This is a genomic window from Micromonospora sp. SCSIO 07396 (genome assembly GCF_053667945.1).
Genome location: NZ_CM132210.1, coordinates 6,308,357 through 6,328,472 on the forward strand (window position 1 = coordinate 6,308,357; position 20,116 = coordinate 6,328,472).

At 71.9% G+C, this 20,116-nt stretch carries 23 protein-coding genes; 5 read left to right on the forward strand and 18 right to left on the reverse strand.

All coding sequences use genetic code 11. The annotated features are described in order from the left end of the window. Positions 1–35: 35 nt before the first annotated feature. From pyrE to clpB, 13 genes are all read right to left on the reverse strand, one after another. A complete protein-coding gene (gene pyrE / locus ACWCHM_RS27765) occupies positions 36–575 on the reverse strand; it encodes an orotate phosphoribosyltransferase (RefSeq protein WP_088641922.1) in 540 nt (179 codons plus the stop codon). 167 nt (positions 576–742) lie between these two features. Continuing rightward, entirely contained in the window at positions 743–1,552 is an 810-nt protein-coding gene (locus tag ACWCHM_RS27770; protein ID WP_454220433.1) for an SDR family NAD(P)-dependent oxidoreductase, read from the reverse strand. Next, positions 1,549–2,286 carry a hypothetical protein gene (locus ACWCHM_RS27775; protein WP_454220434.1) on the reverse strand — a complete coding sequence of 246 codons (738 nt, stop codon included), beginning with the start codon at positions 2,284–2,286 and terminating at the stop codon, positions 1,549–1,551. The genes ACWCHM_RS27770 and ACWCHM_RS27775 overlap by 4 nt, the downstream gene beginning before the upstream one ends. A gap of 73 nt (positions 2,287–2,359) precedes the next feature. Beyond that, entirely contained in the window at positions 2,360–3,202 is an 843-nt protein-coding gene (locus ACWCHM_RS27780) for a hypothetical protein (RefSeq protein WP_281901447.1), read from the reverse strand. Positions 3,203–3,308: 106 nt separating this feature from the next. Next, entirely contained in the window at positions 3,309–4,292 is a 984-nt protein-coding gene (locus ACWCHM_RS27785; RefSeq protein WP_204958943.1) for a hypothetical protein, read from the reverse strand. Positions 4,293–4,327: 35 nt separating this feature from the next. After that, positions 4,328–5,905 carry a polyamine aminopropyltransferase gene (locus ACWCHM_RS27790; protein WP_454220436.1) on the reverse strand — a complete coding sequence of 526 codons (1,578 nt, stop codon included), beginning with the start codon at positions 5,903–5,905 and terminating at the stop codon, positions 4,328–4,330. Next, positions 5,902–6,654 carry a hypothetical protein gene (locus tag ACWCHM_RS27795; RefSeq protein ID WP_454220437.1) on the reverse strand — a complete coding sequence of 251 codons (753 nt, stop codon included), beginning with the start codon at positions 6,652–6,654 and terminating at the stop codon, positions 5,902–5,904. Before ACWCHM_RS27795 ends, ACWCHM_RS27790 begins: the two co-directional genes overlap by 4 nt. Then, the gene (locus ACWCHM_RS27800; protein WP_204958487.1) at positions 6,654–7,076 is read right to left on the reverse strand and encodes a DUF350 domain-containing protein; all 423 of its coding nucleotides are present in this window, start codon (positions 7,074–7,076) and stop codon (positions 6,654–6,656) included. Before ACWCHM_RS27800 ends, ACWCHM_RS27795 begins: the two co-directional genes overlap by 1 nt. Before the next feature lie 40 nt (positions 7,077–7,116). After that, positions 7,117–7,542: a DUF4247 domain-containing protein gene (locus tag ACWCHM_RS27805; protein WP_204958486.1), complete on the reverse strand. Its 426-nt coding sequence runs from the start codon at positions 7,540–7,542 to the stop codon at positions 7,117–7,119. Between the two features lie 114 nt (positions 7,543–7,656). Beyond that, positions 7,657–8,238, reverse strand: coding sequence for a DUF2617 family protein (locus tag ACWCHM_RS27810; RefSeq protein WP_454220438.1), 582 nt, complete (start codon positions 8,236–8,238; stop codon positions 7,657–7,659). Between the two features lie 2 nt (positions 8,239–8,240). Beyond that, positions 8,241–8,867 (reverse strand): DUF4178 domain-containing protein, encoded by a 627-nt coding sequence (locus tag ACWCHM_RS27815; RefSeq protein ID WP_204958484.1) that lies wholly within the window; start codon positions 8,865–8,867, stop codon positions 8,241–8,243. 96 nt (positions 8,868–8,963) lie between these two features. Further along, on the reverse strand, positions 8,964–9,368 hold the full coding sequence (locus ACWCHM_RS27820; RefSeq protein WP_204958483.1) for a hypothetical protein: 405 nt from the start codon (positions 9,366–9,368) through the stop codon (positions 8,964–8,966). A gap of 475 nt (positions 9,369–9,843) precedes the next feature. Then, entirely contained in the window at positions 9,844–12,435 is a 2,592-nt protein-coding gene (gene clpB / locus ACWCHM_RS27825; protein WP_454220440.1) for an ATP-dependent chaperone ClpB, read from the reverse strand. Between the two features lie 194 nt (positions 12,436–12,629). Between clpB and ACWCHM_RS27830 the strand changes: the two genes are divergently transcribed. Continuing rightward, positions 12,630–13,682, forward strand: a complete 1,053-nt coding sequence (locus ACWCHM_RS27830) for a Fic family protein (protein WP_454220441.1) — start codon at positions 12,630–12,632, stop codon at positions 13,680–13,682. A 57-nt stretch (positions 13,683–13,739) separates the two neighbouring features. Here ACWCHM_RS27830 and ACWCHM_RS27835 read toward each other — a convergent pair whose 3' ends face one another. Further along, positions 13,740–14,021: a hypothetical protein gene (locus tag ACWCHM_RS27835; RefSeq protein ID WP_454220442.1), complete on the reverse strand. Its 282-nt coding sequence runs from the start codon at positions 14,019–14,021 to the stop codon at positions 13,740–13,742. Positions 14,022–14,458: 437 nt separating this feature from the next. Between ACWCHM_RS27835 and ACWCHM_RS27840 the strand changes: the two genes are divergently transcribed. The 4 genes from ACWCHM_RS27840 to ACWCHM_RS27855 all read left to right on the forward strand — a co-directional run bounded on the left by ACWCHM_RS27840 (position 14,459) and on the right by ACWCHM_RS27855 (position 17,140). Then, complete coding sequence (locus ACWCHM_RS27840; protein WP_281901460.1) at positions 14,459–14,683, forward strand: winged helix-turn-helix domain-containing protein; 225 nt, start codon at positions 14,459–14,461, stop codon at positions 14,681–14,683. 138 nt (positions 14,684–14,821) lie between these two features. Further along, positions 14,822–15,322: a cation:proton antiporter regulatory subunit gene (locus ACWCHM_RS27845; RefSeq protein ID WP_088641912.1), complete on the forward strand. Its 501-nt coding sequence runs from the start codon at positions 14,822–14,824 to the stop codon at positions 15,320–15,322. A gap of 5 nt (positions 15,323–15,327) precedes the next feature. Continuing rightward, entirely contained in the window at positions 15,328–16,533 is a 1,206-nt protein-coding gene (locus ACWCHM_RS27850; RefSeq protein WP_421489716.1) for a cation:proton antiporter, read from the forward strand. A gap of 175 nt (positions 16,534–16,708) precedes the next feature. Beyond that, complete coding sequence (locus ACWCHM_RS27855) at positions 16,709–17,140, forward strand: hypothetical protein (RefSeq protein WP_204958476.1); 432 nt, start codon at positions 16,709–16,711, stop codon at positions 17,138–17,140. Positions 17,141–17,225: 85 nt separating this feature from the next. Here ACWCHM_RS27855 and ACWCHM_RS27860 read toward each other — a convergent pair whose 3' ends face one another. The 4 genes from ACWCHM_RS27860 to grpE all read right to left on the reverse strand — a co-directional run bounded on the left by ACWCHM_RS27860 (position 17,226) and on the right by grpE (position 20,115). Further along, complete coding sequence (locus tag ACWCHM_RS27860; RefSeq protein WP_372445971.1) at positions 17,226–17,483, reverse strand: hypothetical protein; 258 nt, start codon at positions 17,481–17,483, stop codon at positions 17,226–17,228. A gap of 153 nt (positions 17,484–17,636) precedes the next feature. Next, a complete protein-coding gene (locus tag ACWCHM_RS27865) occupies positions 17,637–18,080 on the reverse strand; it encodes a heat shock protein transcriptional repressor HspR (protein ID WP_204958475.1) in 444 nt (147 codons plus the stop codon). Positions 18,081–18,108: 28 nt separating this feature from the next. Continuing rightward, complete coding sequence (gene dnaJ / locus ACWCHM_RS27870) at positions 18,109–19,290, reverse strand: molecular chaperone DnaJ (RefSeq protein ID WP_281901466.1); 1,182 nt, start codon at positions 19,288–19,290, stop codon at positions 18,109–18,111. 81 nt (positions 19,291–19,371) lie between these two features. Further along, positions 19,372–20,115: a nucleotide exchange factor GrpE gene (grpE, locus tag ACWCHM_RS27875; protein ID WP_281901468.1), complete on the reverse strand. Its 744-nt coding sequence runs from the start codon at positions 20,113–20,115 to the stop codon at positions 19,372–19,374. Position 20,116 lies beyond the last annotated feature (1 nt).

Here is a 20,116-nt window from a genome sequence, read left to right on the forward strand (position 1 = left end):
CGCCTGCATATCAGCAGATCCGAATCGGCAAATTTTTACGCCACAAGGCCGAGGTCAGCCAACGTATAGGCCGCCCGATACGGCAGTCCGGCGGCACGTACCACGTCGCTGGCGCCACGGTCGACGATCACCGCCACGCCCACGACCTCCGCCCCGGCCTCGCGTAGAGCTTCGACGGCCGTCAACACGCTGCCGCCCGTCGTCGAGGTGTCCTCCACCGCCAGTACCCGCCGGCCGGCCACCTCAGGACCCTCGATCCGCCGTTGGAGACCGTGCGCCTTGCCGGCCTTGCGGACGACGAAGGCGTCCAGGGGTCGATCGGTCTCTGCGGCGGCGTGCAACATCGAGATGCCGATCGGATCGGCACCCAGGGTCAACCCACCGACCGCGTCGTAATTCCAGTCGGCGGTCAGCTCCCGCATCACCCGACCGACCAGGGGAGCGGCCCGGTGATGGAGAGTCACGCGACGCAGATCGACGTACCACTCCGCCTCCCGCCCCGAGGAGAGCACGACCCGGCCATGGACCACAGCCAGGTCAGTGATGAATTTACGCAGGTCGTCGTGGTCCCCCATGGCGATAGAGGGTACTGCTCAAGTCTGTGGGTCGTGTGTGCGGCCCACCCGGAGCGGCCATCCGGGTGCTCGATGACTGGCGATGGACGGCTACGCTGCGCGACCACATCGGCAGGGTTTCGCTGCCGCTCCAGGTCACCGGCGGGTCGACCGGCACCGCCTGTCGGTCACTGCCCGGCCGGGTCGGCCTGCCCGCGCCGGTCCCGGAAGGCACCGCGCAGCAGCCGACGCGGTACGTGCCGCAGGCTCGCCACGGCCAGCTTGTACTTCCAGTCGGGCACGCTCACGGTTTTGCCTTTTCGCAGGTCACGCAGGGCCTCGGCAACCACGTCGTCGGCTTCGAGCCAGATCCACCGCGGCATTCCTGACATGTCGATGCCGGTACGTTCGTGGTAGCCGGTACGGGTGTAGCCGGGGCAGAGCGCCATCACGTGCACCCCGGCTGAGCGGGCCGTCTGCCCGATCGATTCACTGAAGCTGGTCACCCATGCCTTGCTGGCCGGATAGGTGGAGCCGGGCATCACCGGGCCGAAGCCGGCGACCGAAGAGACATTTATCACTGTCCCATTACCGCGCCTCGTCATGGGCCCGAACGCCGCATGGGTGAGGCGCAGCACCGCGTGCACGTTCAACCGGAGCAACCGTGTCTCGTCGGCGACGGTGGATCGCATAAACGGCTGGTTCAGGCTCAGTCCGGCATTGTTGACCAGCAAATCCACCGGGTCACCGGTGGCCAGTCGCCGTTCCACCAGCGCGCAACCGTCGTCGGTGGACAGGTCGGCGGAGACGACCTCCGTCCGGTTGCCGTACCGGCCGGTCAGCTCGGCGGCGGCGGCGTCGAGCCGGGCGGTGTCCCGGGCCACCAGGACCAGGTCCCAGCCCTCGGCGGCGAGTTGTCTGGCGAACGCCGCGCCGATCCCTGCGGTGGCACCCGTGATCAACGCGCACCGGCCGGACCCGGATCGGTCGACTGTCACGGTTGCTCCTCGGTGGGACGGCGGATCACGTCGGGCCCGGACGCGGACCCGGGCTCAGGCTGGGGCGGTACCGGTGTGGCGGCGGCGGGGCCGGGCTCCGGCGCGGACAGCGGGGACTGGTAGGGCGCGGCGGTGAACGAGGAGGGCCCGTATCCGGGACGCACCGGCCACCTGCCGGTGAACCAACTGTTCGCCGGTCGCAGGGCCAGCAGCACGGCCACCACGAGGTAGCCGAGGCCCTGGGCCACCGAGACGCCCGCGTTCACCGGCACCCACCACGAGGGATAGGCGTCGTCCAGGGTGGCGAAGAGGTCGGCCACCCCCTGGTCACCGCTGCCCAGCCGCAGTGGCCTGACCCGCTGGCCGACCAGCACGGCCAGGGCGCACCCTCCGGCGAGCAGACCCAGCCCGCAGACCACCCAGACGCCGACCCGGGCCCCCCGACGCCTGGCGAGCAGCCCGCCGGCGAGGCCGACCAGCAGCAGCGCCACCAGCACCGTCACCACCGCCGAGCCGATCGTGCTGAGCCGCAGCAGCCGGACCACCCCGTCGACGTCGCCCGGGTCGGCTGCGGTACCGGCGGCGGCGCCCCGGAACCTGTCGACCGTGCCGCCCAGGGCGAGCAGGCTGGTGACGGCGTAGACCCCGGCGGCGAGCGCCATCAGCCCGAGCAGCGCCGCCGCCACGGTGACGACCGGCGGGCGGCGGTCCGGCACCTGATCCGGGTACGACACGACGATTCCCTCCGGTAGGCGTCGGTGTGCAACCTACTCGGAGGGAATCGTCGGTGTCGCTGTTACGCGCCCGTCAGCTGCCGGCGGGACGCTGCGGGTCGTCCGGGCCGCTGCCTCCGGTGGGCCGGTCGGGCTCGCCGCCCGACGGCGGCGACCAGGACGGGCCGTCGGACGACTGCGGCTGGTCCGGCACGCCGGGGGCGGCCGGCGACGGGCCGGGCTGGCCCGGGGTCGACGACGGGCCGGGGGCACCGGGTTGCAGGTAGTCCGGGGTGGCCGGGTAGCCGGGGGTGGGCGGGTAGCCGGGCGCGGCCGGGTAGGTGGCACCCGGAACCGGCGGCTCCCAGCCCGCCTTGGGCTTGCGGAAGAACTCGTTGGACTGCGGCAGGGCGAGCAGGATCAGCGCCGCCAGCAGGGCGAGCAGGCTGACCACCCCGAGCAGGGTGCTGACCGGGTTGTACCAGGACGGCAGCACGGCGTTCATGCTGCGTTCCAGTTCCTCGGCGCTCGGCGCGTCCCCGGAGGTGGAGCCGGTGGAGCCGCTGAACCCGGCGGCACCGTTGATCAGCCCGCCGCCGACGCAGCAGACCATGATGCCGCCGACCACCCAGGTGGCGATCCGGCTGCCGTTCTTGCCCCGGTTGTTGAAGATCGCCAGGACGACGAGGGCGAGCGCGATCAGCAGCAGGACGGCGGACGCGCCGACGGCGAAGACCACGACGGCGGTGCCGAGGCCCTCGACCTCGCTCGCGGTCCCCTCGAAGGCGTCCTCGAACGCCTGACGCAGCTTCCCGCTGATCGCGAGGGTCAGGATCAGCCCGATCAGTTGGAGCACCGCGAAGAACATCAGCAGGTAGCTGGAGAGCGTCACCAGACCCGGACGGGTCCGGGCGGGCGTGCTGTGGGAATCGACCATGATTCTCCTTCCTAGATCACCGCACCACGGTAACGTCCGCAGTCCCGTCGCACCGGGTACGACGGAGCCGTACCCGCTGGTCGAACCGCCGAATCACCGGCCGCGGTCACGACTGGCGGACCAGTCGGCGGTGTTCGGCGGTCACCACGGCGAGCAGGAGCAGGTCCACCGCGAGCCCGGTCACCGCGTCGAACTGGTTGACCGTGAAGTTGAAGATCTGCCCGAACAGCAGGTCGACCAGGAGCGCCAGCTTGAACAGCCGGAACGCGGCCCGCCGGTCGTTGCGGAGCAGGAACGCGGCGCGGATGCTCAGCACCCCGGCGACCACCGCCGAGGCGGACACCCCGAGCACCGCCCCCCACTCACCGAGCTGGTCCAACTCGCCGGTCACCCCCTCGGTGGTCACCACCACCACCGTCGCCACCGGCTCGACGACCAGGTAGGCCACCACCAGCAGGACCACCCAGCGCTGGGCGGTCAGCCGGACCAACGCGTCGCGCAGCCGGGCCACCCAGGGCTGCCAGAACCGTCGCGGCGGTGGCTCCCGGCGCGGCACCACGTCCAGCAGCGCGGACACCCCCGACTCGACCTCCGGCCCGGCACCCCGGACCAGCCGCAGGGTGGCCGCCCGCTGCCGGTCGGTGAGCCCCCGGCCGACACCGCCGACGATCACGTCCAACGCGTTGGCCACCCGTTCGCCGGGAGTCGGGCGCAGCCGTTCGCGCAACGCCTGGGTGATCACCACCAGCAGGGCGAAGACCGCGTAGATGATGCCGGCGGCGGGCCGGTAGAAGTAGTCGGTGCCGGCGGTGACGAACTTGCCCACCTCGTCGATGAAGAGCCCGAAGCCGATCCCGGCGAGCACCGCGCCGGTCATCCGGGCGGCCCCGCCGAGGAACACCAGCGCCACACCCAGCCCGACGGTCATCAGCAGCCCACCCCAGAGCACGTGCGCGATGTGCAGGCCGCCGCCGCCGAGCTGCGGGTAGCCGGTGGCGTGCAGGAACGCCCGGGTGACCAGCACCGTCGCCACCCCGGACAGCACGAACGCCTGGAGGTACGCGGCAGCGTCCACCGCGCGCGGTGGCAGCCGGCGGCGCAGCGACGGTGACATCGCCTCCGAGGCTAGTAGCCGCGCCACTCGCTGCGGGCGTAGTCGAGCACCCTGGGCCGCAACAGGGTGGAGGCGGGCACGTCGAGGCGGCCCCGGTCGGCGGGGAAGGCCGCCGCCGCCCGCAGCACCGCCGGGTCGAGGAAACGCAGCCGGGGCGCGTCGGCCGGCAACTCCAGCGGCGGCGGGGTCCCGCCCGGGGCGGCGAGCACGAAGCCCCAGTCACCGAACGAGGGCACGTCGACGTGGTACGGCACGGTGGCGAAGCCGGCCTCCCGTACCGACGCCTCGATCGACCAGTACGACCGGGGCGCGAAGTACGGCGACCCGGACTGCACCACCAGCCGGGCCCCCTCGGCGAGCACCGAACGGATCAGGGCGTAGAACTCGACGGTGTAGAGCTTGGCGGTGGCCGTCTCGTCCGGGTCGGGCAGGTCGGCGACGACCACGTCGAAGCGTTCGCCGGCGGTCCGCAACCAGCCGAAGGCGTCGGTGTTGAGCACCCGGACCCGGGGGTCGTCGAGGGAGCCGCCGTTGAGCGCGCGTAGCTGCGGCTCGGAGCGGGCCAGCGCCACCACCGCCGGGTCGAGGTCGACCACGGTCACCCGGCGCACGTCCGGGTAACGCAGGATCTCCCGGACCGCGAGGCCGTCGCCGGCACCGAGGACCAGCACCTCACCGCGCGGGCCGCGCATCGCCGGGTGCACCAGCGCCTCGTGGTAGCGGTACTCGTCGATCGAGCTGAACTGGAGGTCGCCGTTGAGGAACAGCCGCAGATCGGTGTCGGGGTGGCCGATCTCGCGTACCGACCTGGTCAGCACGATCTCCTGGTAGCGGGAGCGTTCGGCGTGCACCACCGGGTCCCGGTAGAGCTGCTGGCGGCTGGTCACCTCGAAGTCGGCGGCGGTGACCCAGGCGTACCCCAGGCAGAGGGCGACCACGACGGAGCCGACGCCCAGCACGAGCCGGGCCCGGCGGCTCAGCTCGGCGCGGAACACCGTGCAGACCAGGGCCAGGCCGGCCACCGCGTTCACCGCGCCGACCACCAGCGCGCCCTTGAGCTGGCCGAAGACGGGAATCAGCAGGAACGGGAAGGCCAGCCCGCCGAGCAGCGCGCCCACGTAGTCGGCGGCGAACAGGTCGGCGACCGCGCTGCCGGCCGCCTGCTCGCGGATGCGTTGCAGCATCACCATCAGCAGCGGGATCTCCGCGCCGATCAGCAGACCCAGCACGAACGCGGTGCCGACCAGCGCCGGGCCGTACAGGTCGAGCCAGGCGAACGCGGCGTAGAGGCCGAGCACCGACAGGCCACCGAGCAGGGCCAGGGTCAACTCGATCACCGCGAACGCGGCGGCGGCCCGGGGCTGCAACGGTTTGGCGACCAGCGCGCCAACCCCCATCGCGAAGACCATCACGCCGAGCACGATCGACGCCTGCCCGACCGTGTCACCGATCAGGTAGCTGCCGAGCGCGACCAGGGCCAGTTCGTACACCAGGCCGCAGGCGGCGCAGACGAAGACCGCGAGCAGCACCGACGCGCGGGCCCACCGCCAGCGCGGCCCGACCGCCGGGGTGTCGTCGACAGTGGTCACCGTGTCCCCCGGGGACGCCCGGCCGACGCCGCCGCCCGCTGCCGGCCACGCTGGACGAACCCGACGGTGATCAGCAGCACGGCGACCAGCAGCAGGCCGGCGGCGGCCAGCACCGTACCCCAGCGGTCCCGCCAGAAGTCGCTGCCGGTGTCCGGCAGCGGGGCCACCGCCGCGCCGGGGTCGGCGGTCGGGGTGGCCGCCGGTGGTGCCGCACCCGTCTCGGCGACCAGCAGCGGCAACGCCACGGCGGCGCGGCAGATCGCCCAGCCCGGGTCGTCCACGAACACGTCCTCGTGCAGGCCGAACCGGGTCAGACCGTTCTGCACGGCGTAGAGGTCGGCCCGGGAGAAGTCGCCCGAGCCGGAGACGGTGACCGTCGCCCAGTCGTTGCTCTCACTGCTCTCTGCGGTGTACATGACCCGGGCCCGGACCTCCACCCACCGGGGGCAGCGGGCGTCCTCGGTCACCGGCACCCCGTCGCCGAGGTTGGAGCCGACGCTCACCTCCGCGCCGGACGACCTCTCCAGCCGCCAGCCGTAGCAGATGCCCTGACTGTCGGCCGCCTGCACGAGCAGCGGCACGGTGTCGGCGCGCTCGTCGGCCGCCGGGGCGGGCACGGTGGTGCCCCCGGAGTCCCGGTTGAAGATGCTGCTGCCCACGCAGACCACCACGACCAGGCCGAGGACGATCCAGACGACCCAGGCACCCGCGTTCTGTTTCGGCTTCGCCGGCTGCTTCGCCGTGGTCATCAGCTGATGGCGGCGGCGATGATCGCGCCGGTGGCGAGGTGCACCACCGCCGACACCCAGACCGCCGGATGCGGCTGTGGGTCGACCAGCAGCGTGCCCAACTTGCCCGGGGTCAGCGCGTCGAGCAGCACGAACGCCAGGGCCATGATGACCAGACCGACGATCCCGTACGCGGCGGCACCGACCAGGCCGAGCAGGAAGTCGTCCTCGCTCGCGGCGATGGCGGCCACCACGATGGTGCCGACGCCGGCCAGGTTCGAGGCGAGCAGCAGCGCGGCGTTACGGTTGCGTTCGGTCCAGATCAGCTCGTGGAGCTTGCCCGGGGTGGCCACGTCGACCAGCACGTAGCCGACGGCCATCAGGACGACGCCGACCACCCCGTAGGCGAGGGTGACCAGCAGATCGGTGACCAGGTTCTGCACAGCGTGCTCCAGGGGTTCGTTCGGTCGGGGTCGGTACGCGTCACTTGCCGGAGCCGGGGCCGCCGCCGCGTACCGTGCTGCCCCGCCCCCAGCCCCAGTGGTTGCCCACCGTCGAGTGGTAACGCGGGTACGCGGTGCGCATCCGTTCCAGCAGGATCACCGAGCCGGCGGCGATCGGCAGGATCACCAGCGAGTCGTCGTCGTAGCGCAGGTAGACGCCGCTACCGTCGACGTACTGGTCGGCCGGCTTCCAGGCGCCGGTGACGTCGTCCGCCACCTGGCTCGGGGTCCGGTTCGAGGTGTACGCGATGGCGTCCCGCCCGATGTCCCGGCTCGCCGCCCGGGTGTAGCGGTCCTCGATGTAGCCCCGGGGCGAGAAGTTGCCGTAGAAGATCGCGAAGGCGGCGACCAACGCGCCGACGACCGCGAAGGCCACCCCCACCACGAACCAGCGCCGGTACGTCACTGTGTCTCCTTCGTTCGCGACTGCGGGGCTCGCAAAACCGGCTCGCTCCTCGCGCTCACAGGTCCTCCATCGCTCGCGACTGCGGGGCTCGCAAAACCGGCTCGCTCCTCGCGCTCACAGGTCTCCCTCCGTTCGCGGCTGCGGGGCTCGCGGAAGGGCCACCGCCGTCTCGGTCAGGACCAGTTCGTTGGTCTGCGGGTACGCGTGCCAGGTGCGCCAGCGCACCGACCCGCCCGGCGCGTCGGGGCGGACGGCCAGCGCGGTGACCGCGTCCGGGTCCCCGGGAAAGACCCCCACCAGGGCGTACGGGTCGTCGGCCAGGTCGGCGCGGAGCGCGGCGATCCGGGTGTGCAGCTCCCCCTCGGCGGGGCGCAGCACGGTGGCGGTGAACCGGTAGCCGCCCGCCTCGTCGTGCAGGTCACCGGGTAGGTGCGGGGGCCGGCCGGGCAGGCAGGCAACCGTCTCGACCAGCCCGCCAGCCCCGCCGGGCCGGTCGGGGGCGGGCGCGTCGGCACCGGCGGCCGGGACGGTGAGGACGACCTGGTGGGACGCACCGAGCAGGCGTAGCCGCAGCCGGACGCCACCGGGCAGGGTCAGGTCACGGACGTGCAGGGCGGGACGTTCCGGTCCGCCGAGCGCCAGGCTCAGGTCGGCGGCGCAGGTGTCGACGTACGGGGTGTTCAAGCTGACCAGCACGATCAGGACCCCACCGGGCCGGACTGCGGATACACCATCACGTCCGTACGGTGCAGCCGCTCGCCCCGGCCCACCTCCCAGCCGGCATCCCCGTACGCCTCGAAGGAGAGCCGCTCACCGCCCTGCCCCCGGTAGTCCTGGTAGCGGACGGTGCCGTACGGGTCGAGGCCGGTGCTGCCGGTGGCCGAGTAGCGGGCCTGGCCGGACTCCTCCCAGGAGTAGCGGCGGCCGGCGAAGTCGAGGGTGGGTGCGCCGGGGGTGACCGTCGCGGCCGGCTCGGCCGTCCATAGCACCAGTTCCAGGTCCGGGTCCTCCTCGACGGAGAGCCAGCGCTTGTCGCCCTCGACGGTGTCCAGCAGATGTTCGGCCCAGCTCCAGCCGCCCTCGACCAGGTGCACCGAGCCGCGGACCGCGTACGACACGCCACGGATCTCGACGATGTCGCCGGGCTTGAGCTTGCGGGGGTCACCGCGCAGGGCGTCGGAGTCGGTGTCACGGAACGGGTCCTTTACCGGCGTCGGCCGGGCCGGTTTGCGGCTCCGGCTGAAAGCCACCGCCGCCACCACGATCCCGGCGACCCCGATCAGACATCCCAACGCCGCCACGACGTACGCGACTGAACCATTCACCCCGACCACCTCCCCAAGTGCGTCGGCGGAGACGGTAACAACCCCGCGCACCCCACGCACCTGGGGAAACTCAGCGAATTCTGAGTGAGTGGTCAGCTACCGAGCGTCGTCGTCGGTGCGGTTGCCGGCCAGCCGGTCGGCCGCGTACCCACGCAGCGTGGTGGTGCCCATCGTGCAGCCGGCGAACGTGGTGAACTCGGCGTCGTCGTCGACCAGCGCCGTCCAGGCCGCCCGGGCCGCCGCCGGGTCGACCTGCTCCAGCAGCGTCGCCGCGTACGCCCGGCCGGCCGGCGACCCGTGCCGCAGCAGCCAGTCGACCTGCTCGCGGGCCTGCCGGGGGCGCTGCGCGAACGCCTCCCCGACCCGCCGGTACGCCTCGGTCGCCGGCAGCAGCGTGCCGGCGAACCCCACCCCGCCGAAGGCGACGGTGTCCGCCCCGGCGAGTTCCCGCACGGCGGCGTCCAGCTCCGGATCGCCACTCTTCTTCCGCATCCCGAACATGCCCCTCTCCTTTCCCCGCCCCGCCCCTAACCACCCACCGCGCCCCCACTCAACCCCCGCCAACCGCCCCACCGACCGCCCCGCCGACGGCCCCGCCGACTGCCCCGGTGACTGCCCCGCCGACCGCCCCGGTGATCAAGAGGTTTGCGTCACCGGGAGCGCTCTCCGATGACGTAAACCTCTTGATCACGGGGCGGGGAGGGCCCGCGCGGAGTCGATCAAGAGGTTTGCGTCACGGGAGTGCTCTCCGGTGACGCCAACCTCTTGATCACCGGGCGCGGGAGGGCCAGCGGGGGTCGATCAAGAGGTTTGCGGACGGGGAAAGCGCTCTCGTGACGCAAACCTCTTGATCACCGGGGCGGTCGCCCCGGGGCCGTCGGCGGGGCGGTCGCCCGGGGTCGTCGCCCGGGGCGGTCGGCGGGGCGGCGGGGGACGGGCCGATCCCCGCCGGGGTGGCGGGGTCGGCCCGCCGGGGTCAGGAGGCGGTTACGGTGAGGGCGTTCTTGTCGTCGGACAGGTCGACCCGGACCGTGTCGCCGTCCCGGACCACGCCGCCCAGCAGGGCCTTGGCGAGTTGGTCGCCGATGGCCGACTGGACCAGCCGGCGCAGCGGCCGGGCACCGTAGATCGGGTCGTATCCGTGCTCGGCGAGCCAGGTCCGGGCGGTTTCGCTGACGTCCAGCGCCAACCGGCGGTCGCCGAGCCGGCGACGTAGCCGGTCGAGCTGGATGTCGACGATCGACCGCAGGTCGTCCCCGCGCAGCGCGGCGAAGACCACGATGTCGTCGAGCCGGTTGAGGAACTCCGGCTTGAAGTGCGAGCGGACCACCGCGAGCACCCCCTCGCGGCGCTGCTCGTCGGCGAGCGTCAGATCGCTGATCACCGACGACCCCAGGTTGGAGGTCAGGATCAGGATCGCGTTGCGGAAGTCGACGGTACGGCCCTGGCCGTCGGTGAGCCGGCCGTCGTCGAGCACCTGGAGCAGGATGTCGAAGACGTCCGGGTGGGCCTTCTCCACCTCGTCGAGCAGGATCACCGAGTAGGGGCGGCGACGCACCGCCTCGGTGAGCTGCCCGCCCTCCTCGTAGCCGACGTAGCCGGGCGGGGCACCGACCAGGCGGGCGACGGAGTGCTTCTCGCCGTACTCGCTCATGTCGATGCGGACCATGGCCCGCTCGTCGTCGAAGAGGAACTCGGCGAGCGCCTTGGCCAGCTCGGTCTTGCCGACGCCGGTAGGGCCGAGGAACAGGAAGCTGCCGGTGGGGCGGTCCGGGTCGGCGACGCCGGCCCGCGCCCGGCGTACCGCGTCGGAGACGGCACCGACGGCCTCGGCCTGGCCGACGACCCGGCCGCCCAGCGACTCCTCCATCCGCAGCAGCTTGGCGGTCTCGCCCTCCAGCAGCCGGCCGGCGGGGATGCCGGTCCAGGAGGCGACGACGGCGGCGATGTCGTCCGCGCCGACCTCCTCCTTGAGCATCGCGCCGTCGGCCTGGAGCCGGGCGAGTTCCTCCTCCGCCGTCGCCAGGTCGGCCTTCAGCGCCGGAATCCGGCCGTAGCGCAGCTCGGCGGCGCGTTCCAGCTCGCCGTCGCGTTCGGCCCGCTCGGCCTCGCCGCCGAGCCGTTCCAGCTCCTCCTTGGCGGTGGAGAGCTTGGCGATGTGGCTCTTCTCGGTCTGCCAACGCTCGGACAGCGCGGTGAGCTGCTCACGCTTGTCGGCCAACTCCTTGCGCAGCCGCTCCAGCCGCTCGGCGGAGGCGGCGTCGGGCTCCTTGGCCAGCGCCATCTCCTCGATCTCCAGCCGGCGTACCGCCCGCTCGATCTCGTCCACCTCGACCGGCCGGGAGTCGATCTCCATCCGGAGCCGGGACGCGGACTCGTCGACCAGGTCGATCGCCTTGTCCGGCAGGAACCGGTCGGTGATGTACCGGTCGGACAGCGACGCGGCGGCGACCAGGGCGGCGTCGGTGATCCGGACGCCGTGGTGCACCTCGTAGCGTTCCTTGAGGCCGCGCAGGATGCCGATGGTGTCCTCGATGGTCGGCTCGCCGACCAGCACCGGCTGGAAGCGACGCTCCAGCGCCGGGTCCTTCTCGATGTGCTCGCGGTACTCGTCGAGGGTGGTTGCGCCGACCATCCGCAGCTCGCCCCGGGCGAGCATCGGCTTGAGCATGTTGCCGGCGTCCATCGAGCCTTCGCCCTTGCCCGCGCCGACCACGGTGTGCAGCTCGTCGAGGAAGGTGATGACCTGGCCGTTGGAGTTCTTGATCTCCTCCAGGACGGACTTGAGCCGCTCCTCGAACTGGCCCCGGTACTGCGCCCCGGCGACCATCGCACCGAGGTCGAGCGAGACCAGTTTCTTGTCCCGCAGCGACTCGGGCACGTCGCCGGCCACGATCCGCTGGGCCAGGCCCTCGACGATCGCGGTCTTGCCGACGCCGGGCTCGCCGATCAGCACCGGGTTGTTCTTGGTACGCCGGGAGAGCACCTGGATCACCCGACGGATCTCCGAATCCCGGCCGATCACCGGGTCGATCTTGCCGTCCCGGGCGCTGGCGGTGAGGTCGACGCCGTACTTGGCCAGCGCCTGGTAGGTCTGCTCCGGGTCGGCGGTGGTGACCCGCCGGTCGCCGCCGCGCACGGTCGGGAACGCGGCGACCAGGTTCTCCTCGGTGGCCCCGGCGGACTTCAGCGCGTTGGACACCGCGCCACCCACCCGGGCCAGGCCGGCGAGCAGGTGCTCGGTGGAGGTGTACTCGTCGCCGAGCGGCCGGGCGATCTGCTCGGCGGCGCCGATGGCGTTGACGAACTCGCGGGCCAGGGTGGGCTCGGCAATGCTGGAACCCCGGGCGGCGGGCAGCGCGTCGACCGAGCGCTGCGCGACCCGGCGCAGCTCAGCGGGGTCGGCACCCACGGCGCGCAGCAGGCCGGCGGCGGTGGAGCCGTCGGTGTCGAGCAGGGCCAGCAGCAGGTGCCAGGGTTCCACGGTGGCGTGACCACGCTGGTTGGCCAGCGCGACCGCACCGGTGATGGTTTCGCGGCTCTTGGTGGTGAGTCGTTCCGTGTTCATGGGCTCCCCCGGGATCGGCGTGTCCACTAGTAAGAGACACCATCAGAGTTGAGCCTATTCCACTCAACTCTGCCAACGTGGCGTGGGTCACATCCAGCCGGACCGGACACGCCGACCCGGCCCGGCGAAGTACCCAAGGAAACTAATAAACTAAATAATCTGCTTCTTCATTAGGCACTTTCCGGGAGTCTGCCGTGCTCAGCTTCGCCGACCTGGACCGCTGCATCGGTCATGTTCCCGGCCCGGTCGTAACGGCACTCGGCACGGTGGACGTCGGCCGAGGATCGGAGGATCTCTACCGCGACCAGCTACCCGGGCTGCTCAAGCAGTTGGCCGACCGCGCCCGGGTAGCGAGCATCACCGCCTCGTCAGCCATCGAGGGGATCGTCGTCAACGACAGCGCCCGGGCTGATCGCATCCTCGCCGGACGGGTAACCAACCTGAGAAGTCGCAGCGAGCAGGAGTTGGCCGGCTACCGGGACGCGCAGGACTACCTCTTCCAGGGTGCCTGGCGACCGCTGAATCCCGGCCTCCTGCTCCATCTGCACAAGTTGCTCTTCGCCCACACCGCCGCGCCAGGCGGTCAGTTCAAAACTGAGGACAACGTCGTCGTCGACCGCACCGCCACCGGCGAAGTGACTGTCCGCTTCCGCCCCGTACGAGCGTCGGACACGCCCTACTTCGTGGCCGAACTGATCGAGCGTTACACCGCCGAGAGGACAGCGCGACGTCACCATCCGGTGCTCCTCGTCGGCCTCTTCGTGCTCGATCTCCTCGTCGTGCACCCCTTCGAGGACGGCAACGGCCGGGTGACCCGGGCACTCACCAACGCGCTGCTGATGGATGCCGGCTACTCGGTGTCGAGGTACGTCAGCCTGGAGCACCAGATCGCCGTGAGCGCGGACGGCTACTACCAGGCACTGCTGGACTCGACCCACGGCTGGCATGACGGCGAGGCCGATCCCTGGCCGTGGCTCACCTACTTCGTCAACATCCTGGCGAACGCCTACCGCACGTTCGCCGAACGAGCTGCATCGGATCGGGCGGACGGTTCGAAGCAGGACCGGGTGCTCGACTACGTGCTCCACCACGCTCCGCGCATCTTCCGGGTCGCCGACATCCGCACGGCGCTGCCCGGCATCAGTGATCCGACGATCCGCGTCGTGCTGGACCGCCTACGTCGTGAGGGCGCGATCGCTTCGGAGGGGCTGGGCCGGGCGGCAGCTTGGCGGTGCCTGCCGTCCTGATCCGGCGGAAGGCGCCCGCCGGTCGAGAGGCAGACAGGGGCTCACAGTCAGCTCAGGTCAACGGGGCGGGCGGGCGGCGTTCGGTGGCCAACGGGGCAGGCGAGAGGTGCAGGGGGTCTCGTGGTCGGCCCGGAGCACGCACCGCCGACCACTGTCCAGCCGGTTGTCGCAGAAGACGCGGTGGCGTACCCCCTGATCGTCCTCGGCGGAGACGGTGGTCTCGCCGGGGTCGACATGAGCGAGGAAGACCAGCGAGCGGGCCGCCGTCCGGGCCAGCACCTTGGCCCGCGCCAGATCGGTGGCGACGACCGGCAGGTGTACGACGTACCGCCCGGTCACGCCTCCCCACCCGCCCGACCCGGCTCAATGTCGCTCCAATGGCGATATTGCGATGGCTCGGACACCGCAATATCGCCCCAACTGAGTTGACCAAGGTCGAGGTTCGGTGGTGGGTGCGGTGACTCGTACCCCATGGACGCTCCCTTGCTGGACAGTCTTGACAGTTCGGTGTCGCGGTACTGGAAAGGCAGCCCGGCCGGGCTGCCCGCCCTGCCGTCGCAGCCCACCCCGGCGGTACGACGACAGGGCCGACGACGCGGTCGGGACGGGCCACGGGGGATGCCCGCCCCGACCGTTCGAGCGCCCCGAGTGCCATCCGGGGGCGTTCACCACGAACCTACAATCGGTACCAGTTGTAGGTCAACGATCCACCCACGATTGCTTGAGGTTGGAGGTCGGGGCGTGATCGAATGGGCGTGCCATCCGGGGAGTGACGCATGCCCAAGCAGCAGTACCAGGTGCTCGCAGACGAGCTCAAGAGCAAGATCGATTCGGGAGAGTGGCCGCCCGGCACCAAGTTGCCGAGCAGGTCGCAGTTGTGCAGGGAATACGGCGTGTCGGACACCGTGGTCGGCAAGGCCATGATGATCCTGCGCGCCACCGGCCTGACCGAAACCCTGGAAGGGGTCGGAGTCTTCGTCGCCACACCCGCTGAGGCCTGACCCTGAACGGGCCGCCCGGCCCCGCAGGGTTACCGACCGGCGAGCCGGCGACCACAGCCGGTGCCGGCCGGAAAGCGCTCACCAGCAGCACAGACGTCCAGCAGGCCCAGCTTGGGCGCAGGGTATAGCCTCTCGTCCGTGCGAGTACGTGTCGAACAGACCGCCCTTCCGGGAATCGGCGTCCGTCATGACCTGATGACGGAGTCCGGCCGCCGGCTCGGTGTGGTCTCCCACCGCAATGGCCGCCGCGACCTGGTCCTCTACGACCCGGACGACCCCGACTCCTGTCAGCACGACATCCCGCTGACCGACGACGAGGCCGAGGCGCTTGCCGACATCCTCGGCGCGTCGCTGATGCTGGGTCAGCTCTCCGGTCTGCGCGAGCAGGCGGCCGGGCTGCTCACCGAGCAGATCGCCATCCCGGCGGGGTCGAAGTACGTCAACAAGCGGCTCGGTGACACCAAGGCACGCACCCGGACCAGCGCCTCGATCGTGGCGGTGCTGCGGCAGGGCGAGGTCAACGTCTCGCCCGATCCCACCTTCCGCTTCGCGGCCGGTGACGTGGTGGTCGTGGTCGGCACCCGGCAGGGTCTCGACGGGGTGACCGCCATTCTCGCCGACAGTGACCCGGACGGCTGAGGCGGATGCACGAAACCACAACTCTACTGGTCGAGGTCGGCGCTCTCCTGCTGCTACTCGGGCTGCTCGGTCGGCTCAGCCGCCGGTTCGGTGTCTCCCCCATCCCGCTCTACCTGCTCGCCGGCCTCGCGTTCGGCCACGGCGGTCTGCTGCCGCTGGCCGCGAGCGAGGAGTTCTTCGCCGTCGGCGCCGAGATCGGCGTCATCCTGCTGCTGGTCATGCTCGGCCTGGAATACAGCGCCAACGAGCTGGTCGGCAACCTGCGCTCGGCGGCCCCGGCCGGCCTGATCGACGCGGTCCTCAACGCCCTGCCCGGGTTCGGCTTCGCGCTGCTGCTCGGCTGGGGCTGGGTGGCGGCCGTGGTGCTCGGCGGCATCACCTGGATCTCGTCCTCCGGGGTGATCGCCAAGGTGCTCGGCGACCTCGGCCGGGTCGGTAACCGGGAAACCCCGGTCATCCTCTCCGTGCTGGTCATCGAGGATCTCGCGATGGCGCTCTACCTGCCGCTGGTGACCGCGCTGCTGGCCGGCGTGGGCCTGGTCAAGGGCGGCGTGGCGCTGGGCATCGCGGTGCTCACCGTGGTGGTCGTGCTGGTCGTCGCCATCCGCTTCGGTCACCTGATCTCCGCCGCCCTGTCGGCGAAGGACCCGGAGGCGCTGCTGCTCGGGGTGCTCGGTCTGACCCTGCTGGTGGCCGGGATCGCCGCCCGGCTCCAGGTCTCCGCCGCCGTCGGGGCGTTCCTGGTCGGCATCGCCCTGTCCGGGCCGGTGGCGCACCACGCCACCGAACTGCTCTCCCCGCTGCGGGACCTGTTCGCCGCCGTCTTCTTCGTCTTCTTCGGCCTGGTCACCGACCCCCGGGACATGCCGCCGGTGCTGCTGCCCGCGTTGCTGCTGGCCGTGGTCACCATGGGGACGAAGCTGGTCACCGGCTACCTGGCGGCCCGGCGGGCCGGGATCGCCGAGCCCGGCCGGTGGCGGGCCGGTTTCGCCCTGATGCCCCGTGGTGAGTTCTCCATCGTCATCGCCGGTCTGGCGGTCGCCGCCGGCACCGTCGAACCCAAGCTGGCCGCGCTCGCCACGGCGTACGTGCTGATCACCGTGGTCACCGGCCCGATGCTCGCCCGGCTGCCCGACATGCCCTGGTTCAAGCAGCGGGTCCGGCGGCGGATCGCCGCCCGCCAGGCCCGGCCGGTGCCGGCCACGGACTGAGTTTCGCCTGGCCAGGTCGACCGCGCGGGTCGGCCTGGCCAGGGCGTCCGTTGCCGAATTGCTTCCCGGCAGGTCTTCCGCCGGCCGGGGGCGGCGGCTAGCGTTGCGCCCCAGCAGGCCAGGGGCTCGTGGGCGGACGGAGGCATCCCGCGGGCGTGAGCGGGAAGGTTGCCGGGTGAGCGCGCACGGTCCGACGTTCCGCGGCTTCGCCAACCCTGTCGACCCGTCACCGGCGGAGTTGCGGGCCTGGGCGTACCAGCCCGACTCGGTGCCGTTGACCTCACTGCCCCAGGACTGGGACCTGCTGGTGGCGGGTGACCACCTGGTGCTCACCCTCTTCGAGCTGGCCCGGGACCCGGCCTGCCCGGCCCGCCGGTTCGCCCTGCACTGCCTCTACATCTACGCCGCCGACGGAATCCGGACGAAGTTCCGCGCCCACCCCCGGCGTCGGTTCCGCAAGCTGGTCGAGCAGGCCGAACGCGACGGCGACGAGTTGGTACGCAACTGGGCGCACAACAGCCGGATGCTGCTGGCCCGGGAGGAACTCTTCACCTACCACGACTGGTGCGAGGGCGGCCTGGTCCGGGACAACCGCCGCCTCGGCTGACGTCGCGGTCCGCCGGGCCCGACCCGCCCGTACGGCGAACGGGCCGGGACCCCCCGTGGGTCCCGGCCCGCACGTCGGCGGATCGTCAGTGTTGCGATCCGCCCTGGTCACGGCGTTTCGGCCCGGCCTTTTCCCGGTCCTTGCCGGGGGCGGGCCGGTCATCGAACCTGCCGTTCTTCACCGTGTCGGAGAACTTGCCCTGGGTGACCCGGTCGAACTTCTCCCGTACGTTCTCGGCCACCCGGTTGAGCCGTTCCTCCGCCTGCCGGGCCACCTTCTTCGCCGATTCCGCCACGATTCCCCCGCCGTCGGAGTCCGGATTGACCTGGTTGGGACTGATCACAGGCTAGCCGGAACGACAACCCCGCCGCCGGAAAACCCCGACCCCCGACCGGCGATCACCGCCGACCGTGAGGGAAACTCCTGCCCGGATGGCCAGGCGGGGCGGGCCGGGCAGGCCGGGCCCGCCCCGAGCGACGGGACGGAACGGAAGGGATCAGCGGCCGGGGGCACGGCGGGGACGCCAGACCACCAGCGCCGTCGAGGTGCGGTTCGTGGGCACCAGGTCGCCCCGGGAGAACCCGCTGGCCAGCGTCTCCAGCTCGGCGATCCGCCGGTACGCGGCATCCAGTTCCGCCTCCAGCCGGGCCACCCGCTGCTGGGCCTGCTCCACCAGGCGTTCCAACCCGATGATCCGCTTCACCCCGGCCAGGTTGACGCCCTCGTCCTGGCTGAGCCGCTGCACCTCGCGCAGCAGGACGACGTCCCGCACGCTGTAGCGGCGACCGCCACCGGCCGCCCGGCCGGCCTGCACCAGGCCGAGCCGGTCGTACTGGCGCAGCGTCTGCGGGTGCATCCCCGCCATCCGTGCCGCAACCGAGATCATCAGCACCTTGGCCTCGTAGGCAGGGTCACCCGAACCGACGAACCCGTCCGACATCCCACTCACCTCCGCACCCGTCCACCGGTCAACCGACCCGACGCACCCGCGCGTCGAGATGTTCCCGGGCCGCCGGCGGCGTCGCCCCGGCGAACGACTCCAGCGCCGCCCGCGCCTCGTCCGACACCGTCGCCGGCACCACCACGTCCAGCGTGACCAGCAGGTCGCCGGCCCGCCCGTCCCGTCGTACGACACCCTTGCCCCGGGCCCGCAGCACCCGCCCGGACGGGGTGCCCGGCGGGACGCGCAGGGTCACCGCGCCGTCCAGCGTGGGTACCCGCAGGTCGGTGCCGAGCACCGCCTCGGCGAAGGTGATCGGCACGGCCAGCGTCAGGTCGTCACCGGTACGCCCGAACAGGTCGTCGGGGCGGACCTTCACCTGCACGAACAGGTCGCCCGCCGGCCCGCCGCGCTGCCCCGGCTCGCCCCGCCCGGCCAGTCTGATCCGCTGGCCGTCGGCCACCCCGGCGGGGAACCGGACGTTGAGCGTGCGGGCCTTGGTGACCCCGCCGGTGCCCTGGCACTCGGGGCACTTCTCCTCGACGACCGTCCCGACACCCTGGCAGTTGCGGCACGGCTCGGAGAAGCTGAACGAGCCCTGGTCCCGGGTGGTCACCCCGGCACCGTGGCAGACCGGGCAGGCGGTCGGCTGGGTGCCCGGCTTCGCGCCGTTGCCGTGGCAGGTGTCGCAGACCCCCGGCGCGCGCAACGTCAACGGCAGGGTGACACCCCGGACGGCGTCGCCGAAGTCGAGGGCAACCTCGGTCTCCACGTCCCGGCCCCGGGCCGGACCACGCGCCCGGGTCGGGCCGGCACCACCGCCACCGCCGGAGAAGATCGAACTGAACAGGTCGGTGAAGCCGCCGCCACCGAACCGGTTGTCCCCGCCACCGCCGCCGAACAGGTCGGAGACGTCGAACGGGGCCCCGCCGGGCTGACCCGGGCCGCGCGCGCCCCGCCGGAACGCGCCCGAGCCGAACAGCGAGCGCATCTCGTCGTACTCGCGGCGTTTGGCGTCGTCGCCGAGCACCGCGTACGCCTCGGAGACGCCCTTGAACCGTTCCTCGGCCCTGGGGTCACCGGGGTTGTGGTCCGGGTGCGACTCCCGGGCCAGTTTCCGGTACGACTTCTTGATCTCGTCCGAGGAGGCGGACTTCTCCACGCCCAACGTGGCGTAGAAGTCCTTCTCGATCCAGTCCTTGGAACTCACCGGTCCACCCCCTTCCGTGAGATGTGGCCCGGTCGCCCCGTCCACCGTTGGGGGTGGGCGGGGCGACCGGATGGCCGTGCACTATTCCGGGTCGGCGACCGCGACCATGGCCGGCCGCAGCAGCCGCTCACCGAGCAGGTAGCCCCGACGCATCACCTGCACGCAGGTGGGCTCGTCGACGTCCGGTGAGGTCTGGTGCGCGACCGCCTCGTGCCGGGTCGGATCGAACGGGTCGCCCTGCTCGCCGAAGGGCGTCAGGCCGAACTTGCCGAGCGCCGTGGTGAGCTGCTCGGCCACCGTGCCGAACGGCCCGACCAGGTCACCGTGTTCCCGGGCCCGGTCCAGGTCGTCCAGGATGGGCAGCAGCGCGGCGAGCACCGAGCCGGTCGCCTGCTCCTGGACCACGCCCCGGTCCCGGTCCACCCGCTTGCGGTAGTTGGCGTACTCCGCCGACACCCGTTGCAGGTCCCGGGTCCGCTCGTCCAGCTCGGCCCGGAGGGCTTCCAACTCGGCGCCGAGCGGGGAACCGGTCGGGCTGCCGTCGACCGGCTGCGCGGGGGCGTCCACCACCGGCGGACCGGTCGGTGCCGGGCCGTCGAGGGCGGTGGCCTCGGCCTCGATCTCGTCGACCACCACCTCGGACTCCTCGACCAGCCCCTCGGCCGGGACGTCGGCCCCGGCGTCGGCGGCGGCGGGCGTCTCCTCGGTCCTGCCGAGCTTGCGGTTGTCCCGGATGACGACCCGCGGCCCGTCGTCGGTGGGCGCGGAGCCACCCGGCGTCGACCCGGAGGTGCCCGGGTCGGCGGCTCGTGGCTTCTCCGTCATA

Excerpts from the sequence above, each read along its gene's own strand:
- pyrE (WP_088641922.1), bottom strand. The coding sequence starts at position 575 with ATGGGGGACCACGACGACCTGCGTAAATTCATCACTGACCTGGCTGTG.
- ACWCHM_RS27780 (WP_281901447.1), bottom strand. The coding sequence starts at position 3,202 with ATGGTCGATTCCCACAGCACGCCCGCCCGGACCCGTCCGGGTCTGGTG.
- ACWCHM_RS27795 (WP_454220437.1), bottom strand. The coding sequence starts at position 6,654 with ATGACCACGGCGAAGCAGCCGGCGAAGCCGAAACAGAACGCGGGTGCC.
- ACWCHM_RS27820 (WP_204958483.1), bottom strand. The coding sequence starts at position 9,368 with ATGTTCGGGATGCGGAAGAAGAGTGGCGATCCGGAGCTGGACGCCGCC.
- clpB (WP_454220440.1), bottom strand. The coding sequence starts at position 12,435 with ATGAACACGGAACGACTCACCACCAAGAGCCGCGAAACCATCACCGGT.
- ACWCHM_RS27840 (WP_281901460.1), top strand. The coding sequence starts at position 14,459 with ATGCCCAAGCAGCAGTACCAGGTGCTCGCAGACGAGCTCAAGAGCAAG.
- ACWCHM_RS27850 (WP_421489716.1), top strand. The coding sequence starts at position 15,328 with ATGCACGAAACCACAACTCTACTGGTCGAGGTCGGCGCTCTCCTGCTG.
- ACWCHM_RS27865 (WP_204958475.1), bottom strand. The coding sequence starts at position 18,080 with ATGTCGGACGGGTTCGTCGGTTCGGGTGACCCTGCCTACGAGGCCAAG.
- grpE (WP_281901468.1), bottom strand. The coding sequence starts at position 20,115 with ATGACGGAGAAGCCACGAGCCGCCGACCCGGGCACCTCCGGGTCGACG.